Here is a 5781-nt window from a genome sequence, read left to right as displayed (position 1 = left end):
GCGTTGATGGCCGTGTTGACCACGTCGTAGATGGTGGAGGGCGATATCTGGCTCCGGTGCTCCCTTATGCGGTCGAACACGACTATGGTGTCGTTTATCGAGAATCCGATCAGCGTCAGCACCGCCGCGAGTATCGTGAGATTCATCTCCTTGCCCAGGAGTGCGAATGCGCCGAGGACGATCAGCGTGTCGTGCACCAGCGCCACGACCGCGCCCGGCGCGTACATGAAGTCGAAGCGGTAGCCTATGTAGATGAGCATGAGCGCCCACGAGAAGATGATCGTGAGCCAGGCCCGCCTGCGCATCTCCTGCCCGACCCTCGGCCCCACCGTCTCCTCCTGCTCGAGGGTCAGCTGGCCCGCGCCGAACTTCGCCTCGAGCGCCTGGGTGATCGCCTCGCCGATCTTCGCGTGTTCCTCGGGCAGCGTGACCTTGACGCTCATGCGGTTCTCGCCCGGCTCGCCGAAGCGGACCACGCTTGCGTCTGCGAACGGGGTGTCCGCGAGCGCCTCCCTCACCTCGCCCTCGGTGACGTGCGAGGCGAACTTGAAGCCGAGCTTGGCCCCGCCCTTGAAGTCGATGCCGTAGTTGAAGCCCCTGGTCACGATGAGGAATACCGAGGCGATGACCAGAAAGGCCGATATCGCGCCGAAGAGGGCGCGGTTCTTGATGAAGGGAATCTTCGTGTTATCGAGCATCTTCCACCCCTGTGGGCTATACGCTTATCCTCGTTACCCTGCGCTTGATGATCATGTAGTCGTAGATCATCCTGGTGACCACGCAGGCGGTGTACATGCTGATGAGAAGGCCCATGATCAGCGTGACCGCGAACCCCTTGATGGGCCCTGTGCCGAACTGGTAGAGCACCACGCCCGCTATCAGAGTGGTGACGTTGGCGTCTATGATCGTGCGCATGGCGTTGCTGTAGCCGGCCTCTACCGCGGCCCTGGGGCCCTTGCCCGAGCGGAGCTCCTCCCGGATGCGCTCGTATATGAGGACGTTCGCATCGACCGCCATGCTCATGGTGAGCGCGATGCCGGCGATGCCGGGCAGCGTGAGCGTCGCCTGGAATATCGCCAAACCCGCGAGTATGAACAGGAGGTTGAATAGCAGCGCCGCGTTGGCGATGAAGCCCGACCACTTGTAATAGACGAGCATGAAGAGCGCGATGATGATCGCGCCCACCAGCGTGGCCGTGGTGCCCTGGCGGATCGAATCGGCGCCCAGCGAGGGGCCAACGACCGTCTTCGTGGCCTCGACCAGCTGGGCCGGGAGCGCGCCTTCCTGGAGCACCAGCGAGAGGTCCTCCGCCTCCTTGAGCAGGTTCTGGTAGTTGCCGTAGCCCAGCGTTATCTGCGCCTGTCCGCCCAGTATCGGCTCGCGTATGACCGGCGCCTTGGTGACGTTGCCGTCGAGCATGATGGCCATGCGCTTGCCCACGTTCTGCGTGGTGGTCTCGCCGAAGAGGGCGGTGCCCTGCGCGTCGAAGGTGAGGCTCACGTACGGCTCGTTGTCGTGCACGTTGACCTGGGCGTTCTTGAGCATCTCGCCGGTGACCTCGGCCCTGCGCCTGATGAGGTAAGGGACGCCGCCGGTGGTTTTTTTCTGGACCGGGTCGTACTGTATCTCGAAGGCGATCTCGGTGCCCTCGGGCAGCGCCCCGCGAAGCGAGTCGTTGATCCTCTCCACCGTCGCGATGGAGAAGTCGTCCGGGAGGTTTTCCGCGGCGCGGGCCCCGGCGACCATCTCGGCGAGCTTCGGCTCCGGCACGCTGTCGTCCACCATCTTGAACTCGAGCTGGCCCGCCTTCTTTATCAGCCCGATGGCGCGCTCAGGGTCCTTGATGCCTGGGAGCTCGATGGCTATGCGGTCGGACCCCAGCCTGTGGATCGAGGGCTCGGCCACCCCGTAGCGGTCGATGCGGTTGCGCACCTTCTCCAGCGCCTGTTTAATGATCTGCCCCTCGAGGTGCTTGGTGTAGTTCTCCTGCAGGCTGAAATTCACGGTGCCTGCCGCGGCGTCGCCCCTGGTCTTCCAGGCGAGGATGTCGGAGTAGCTGTCGCCCACGTAGCCCCTCAGCCTCGCCGCCCCCGCCTCCGAGAGGCCCGCGATCAGGACCGAGTGGTCCTTGGGGTCCTGATTTATCGAGGAGAACGGGATTTCCTGCTTCTTGAGCCACCGTTCAAGGTCGGCGATGATCAGGTCGACCTTGTTGGCTATCGCCTTGCCGGACTGCACCTCGAACTCGAGGTATATCCCGCCGCGGAGATCGAGCCCCAGGTTAATGCCCTTGTCGGGCAGCACCGAGCAGTACCACGGCAGCGGGGCACCGGTTGCGGCCGCCTCCTCGCGCATCTCCCCCATGCCCAGGACGGAGGGGAGGATGAGGTAAATGGAGGCGGCGGTGAGCACGACGAGCAGGATGAGTTTGTACTTCCATGAATTGGGCATCATCTTCGTCTTTCTCCCAAGCCCGGATCCAGGCTCAAAGGCCGGCCCGTAGCAAAGCTACGAGGCCTGGTTCTCCACGCCCGCGATCGACTCGCGGCTGAACCTGGCGCGCACGTTGTCCGCGATCTCGATCGTGACCACGCTGTCGGCGATGGCGTAGACCGTGCCCATGAGGCCGCCGCGCGTGACCACGCGGTCGCCCTTCTTGAGGGCCGAGAGCATCTCCTTGTGCCTCTTCGCCTGCTTCTGCTGCGGCCTGATCATGAGGAAATAGAAGATGGCGAAGATGACCACGAGCGGGAGCATGGTCGAGAGCAGGCTGCCCTGCTGGGAGCCGCCGCCTCCCGGGGTTGCGGCCATTGCGATGAGCGGTGTTGCTGCAAGAGTCATGAACATACTTTCTCCTTTCGCATGCTGAGGAAATTTCTCTTGAATTCCGGGTATCTATCCTCGCCGAGCGCGAGGGCAGCCCGATCTATCAGATCGAAATAGAATTGTAAATTGTGAATTGTGGCGAGCCTTGCGGCCAGGATCTCCTTCGCGCGGAAGAGGTGGTTGAGGTAGGCGCGGCTGTAGTTGCGGCACGCGTAGCAGCCGCATCCGGCGTCGACGGGGGAGGGGTCGGAGGCGAAGCATGAGTTCTCTATGTTGATGTGGCCGCGGGCGGTGAAGAGGCTCCCGTTGCGCGCGTGCCTCGTGGGCATGACGCAGTCGAACATGTCGATCCCCGCGTCGATGCACTCGACGAGGTCTTCGGGGGTGCCGACGCCCATGAGGTAGCGCGGCATGTCCTTCGGCATGTGCCCTGCGCACGATGAGACGATCTCGTACATGAGGGCGGGCGGCTCGCCGACCGAGAGGCCTCCGATGGCCAGACCCTGAAAGCGGTGACTGGTGACTGGTGACTGGTGACTGGCGGTCCGGGTCCCTGGTCCCTGGTCCCGGGTGCCGATCTCCAGGATCCTCTCTATGTATTCACGGCGCAGGTGCGGGTACATCCCGCCCTGAACGATGGCGAAGAGCGCGTTCCCCGAGCGGCGCGCATCCAGGCATCGGCCCGCCCATCTGAGCGATAGCTCCATCGAGGCGCGCGCCTCGTGCTCCGAGGCGGGGTAGGGGGTGCACTCGTCCAGCACCATCATGATGTCGCTCGCGAGGGCCTCCTGTATCTCTGTCGCGAGCTCCGGGGTGAGCATGTGGCGGGCGCCGCCGTCTAGGTGGCTCTGGAACTCCACCCCGTCCTCGGTGAAGCGGCGCCTCAAGTCGGCGAGCGAGTATATCTGGTACCCCCCGCTGTCGGTGAGGATCTGCCCCTTCCAGTTCATGAATTTATGAAGTCCGCCGAGCGCGGCGATCCTCTCGTGTCCGGGCCTGAGATAGAGGTGGTAGGTGTTGGCCAGCACGACCTGCGCGCCGAGGGCCTTGAGCTCCTCCGGCGTCATCGCCTTCACGGTGGCGTGGGTGCCCACGGGCATGAAGACCGGAGTGCGGATTTCGCCCCGCGGCGTCCGGATCGTCCCGAGCCGCCCGCGCGTGTCCCTGCTGTTTTTTTTCACCTCGAATTTAAACATGTCCTCAACCTCAACCTCAACCTCAACCTTTGATCATACTATGAACATGCAATCCCCGTACGAAAAGAGGCGATATCGCTCGCGGACCGCCTCCCGGTAGCAGGAGAGGATGAACTCCCTTCCCGCAAAGGCCGAGACCATGGTCAGCAGCGTGGAGCGCGGCTGATGGAAGTTCGTGATGATGGCGTCCATCGCCCGGAATTCGTACCCCGGCCTGATGAACAGGCGGGTCGTCCACGCGCCGTGGTGAATCCTGCCGTTCGCCCAGCTCAAAAAGCCCGCGCTCCCCTCGACTTCGAAGGCGGCCGCCGATTCGATCGCACGCGCCGCAGTGGTGCCCACGCATATGACGCGGCGGCCCTCCGCCTTTGCCATGGTTATCCGATGCGCCGCCTCCTCGCCGATCTCGACCCTCTCCCCGTGCATCGTGTGATCTTCGAGGTTCTCGGCGCGGACCGGCGTGAAGGTGTCGATGCCGACGTGCAGGGTGACCGACGCCGTCTCCACCCCTGCGGCGGCGAGTGAATCGAGGAGCGCGCCGCTCAGGTGGAGCCCGGCCGTGGGGGCCGCGGCCGAGCCGGGGTTGTTCGCATAGACGGTCTGGTAGCGGGCGCGGTCCTCGTCGGTGTACGAGGAGTAACCGTCCCTCTTTATGTAAGGGGGGAGGGGAGGCACGCCGTGGAACCGCTCGGCGAGCGCCAGCGAGTCTCCCTTGAAATCCACGAGCAGGAAGGCCCCGTCGCGGCCGGCGACCGTTGCGGTCGCCTGCATCCCGAAGAATATCTTCTCACCGGCCCTCATCCTCTTCGCTTGCCTGAGAAGGCAGCGCCAGGCGTCTGTTCGGTCGGGGTCTTTTTCCACCACGAGCAGCTCCACCCTCTCGCCCCCGCGGATCGTGCCGAAGAGCCTGGCCGCGGCCACGCGGGAGTCGTTCAGCACGAGCAGGTCTCCCCTGCGGAGGATGGAGGGGAGCAGAGAGACGCGGGAGTGGTCGAAGGAGCGGCGCGCGCGGTCGACGAGCATCATGCGCGAGGAGTCGCGCTCCGGCAGGGGCCGCTGCGCCACCAGATCTTCGGGATAGTCGTAGTCGAAAAGGGTGAGTTCCATGTCGGCCTTTTAGAAAAAACCCCGATGCCGTCCGGCATCGGGGTTTTGCTCGATCGAGCCTGATTGCTTATTCCTTCTTCGCCTCCTCTGCGGCAGGGGTCTTGGCCTCGGCCTTTTCCTTCTCCGCCGGCGGGGGCGTCGCCGGGGCCTCTGCAGCGGCCTCGGCCTGGTCGGCTTTCTCGGGTGGTATCTTTATGACCGGCGGCTTGCCCGCGTCCTCGGCCTTTGTCGCGGCCTTTTTCCCTTCCTCGTCTTTGAACGCTATTTTGGAGTCCTTCTTGAGCTTCGCCAAGAGGTTGTCCCTCGTGGTGTTGCGGACCTTGAACAGTATGGACTGCTTTGCGCTCTCGAACGGCTCGAGCTCGATGCCCTGGGTGACGGTTATGATCTCGTAGCCGCTCTGGGTCTTTATGGGGCCAGCCACCTCGCCGACCTTGAGTTCGAACGCCTTCTCGAGCACCGGCTGGAAGCCCCGCATCATAAGGCGCCTGTCGTCCTTTGAGACGAGCCCCATGTTGCCGCCGCGCGCCTTCGTCATCGCGTCATCGGATTTCTCCTTGGCCATATCCTCGAACGAGGCGCCGCCGTCGATCTTCGCCTTGATCTCGTTCGCCAATTTCAGCGCCTCTTCCTCGGTGCGCCCCTTCGCCTT

At 63.9% G+C, this 5781-nt stretch carries 6 protein-coding genes; all 6 read right to left on the bottom strand.

Annotation, left to right across the window (positions count from 1 at the left end; all coding sequences use genetic code 11):
- Window positions 1–698 (bottom strand): protein translocase subunit SecF (gene secF, locus JXA24_08320; GenBank protein ID MBN1283757.1); only part of this gene is annotated, 698 nt, incomplete at its 3' end.
- 16 nt (window positions 699–714) lie between these two features.
- Window positions 715–2454, bottom strand: a complete 1740-nt coding sequence (secD, locus tag JXA24_08315; protein ID MBN1283756.1) for a protein translocase subunit SecD — start codon at window positions 2452–2454, stop codon at window positions 715–717.
- 54 nt (window positions 2455–2508) lie between these two features.
- The gene (gene yajC / locus JXA24_08310; protein MBN1283755.1) at window positions 2509–2847 is read right to left on the bottom strand and encodes a preprotein translocase subunit YajC; all 339 of its coding nucleotides are present in this window, start codon (window positions 2845–2847) and stop codon (window positions 2509–2511) included.
- Window positions 2838–4022: a tRNA guanosine(34) transglycosylase Tgt gene (tgt, locus tag JXA24_08305; protein MBN1283754.1), complete on the bottom strand. Its 1185-nt coding sequence runs from the start codon at window positions 4020–4022 to the stop codon at window positions 2838–2840. The genes yajC and tgt overlap by 10 nt, the downstream gene beginning before the upstream one ends.
- 33 nt (window positions 4023–4055) lie before the next feature.
- Complete coding sequence (gene queA / locus JXA24_08300) at window positions 4056–5129, bottom strand: tRNA preQ1(34) S-adenosylmethionine ribosyltransferase-isomerase QueA (protein MBN1283753.1); 1074 nt, start codon at window positions 5127–5129, stop codon at window positions 4056–4058.
- 67 nt (window positions 5130–5196) lie between these two features.
- The coding region (locus tag JXA24_08295) for a peptidylprolyl isomerase (GenBank protein ID MBN1283752.1) at window positions 5197–5781 on the bottom strand (585 nt) is incomplete at its 5' end.

The organism is Pseudomonadota bacterium (assembly GCA_016927275.1).
Taxonomy (GTDB): Bacteria; UBA10199; UBA10199; order 2-02-FULL-44-16; family JAAZCA01; genus JAFGMW01.
Note: the sequence above shows the minus strand (reverse complement) of the source record. Positions and strands in the feature narration are given on the sequence as shown.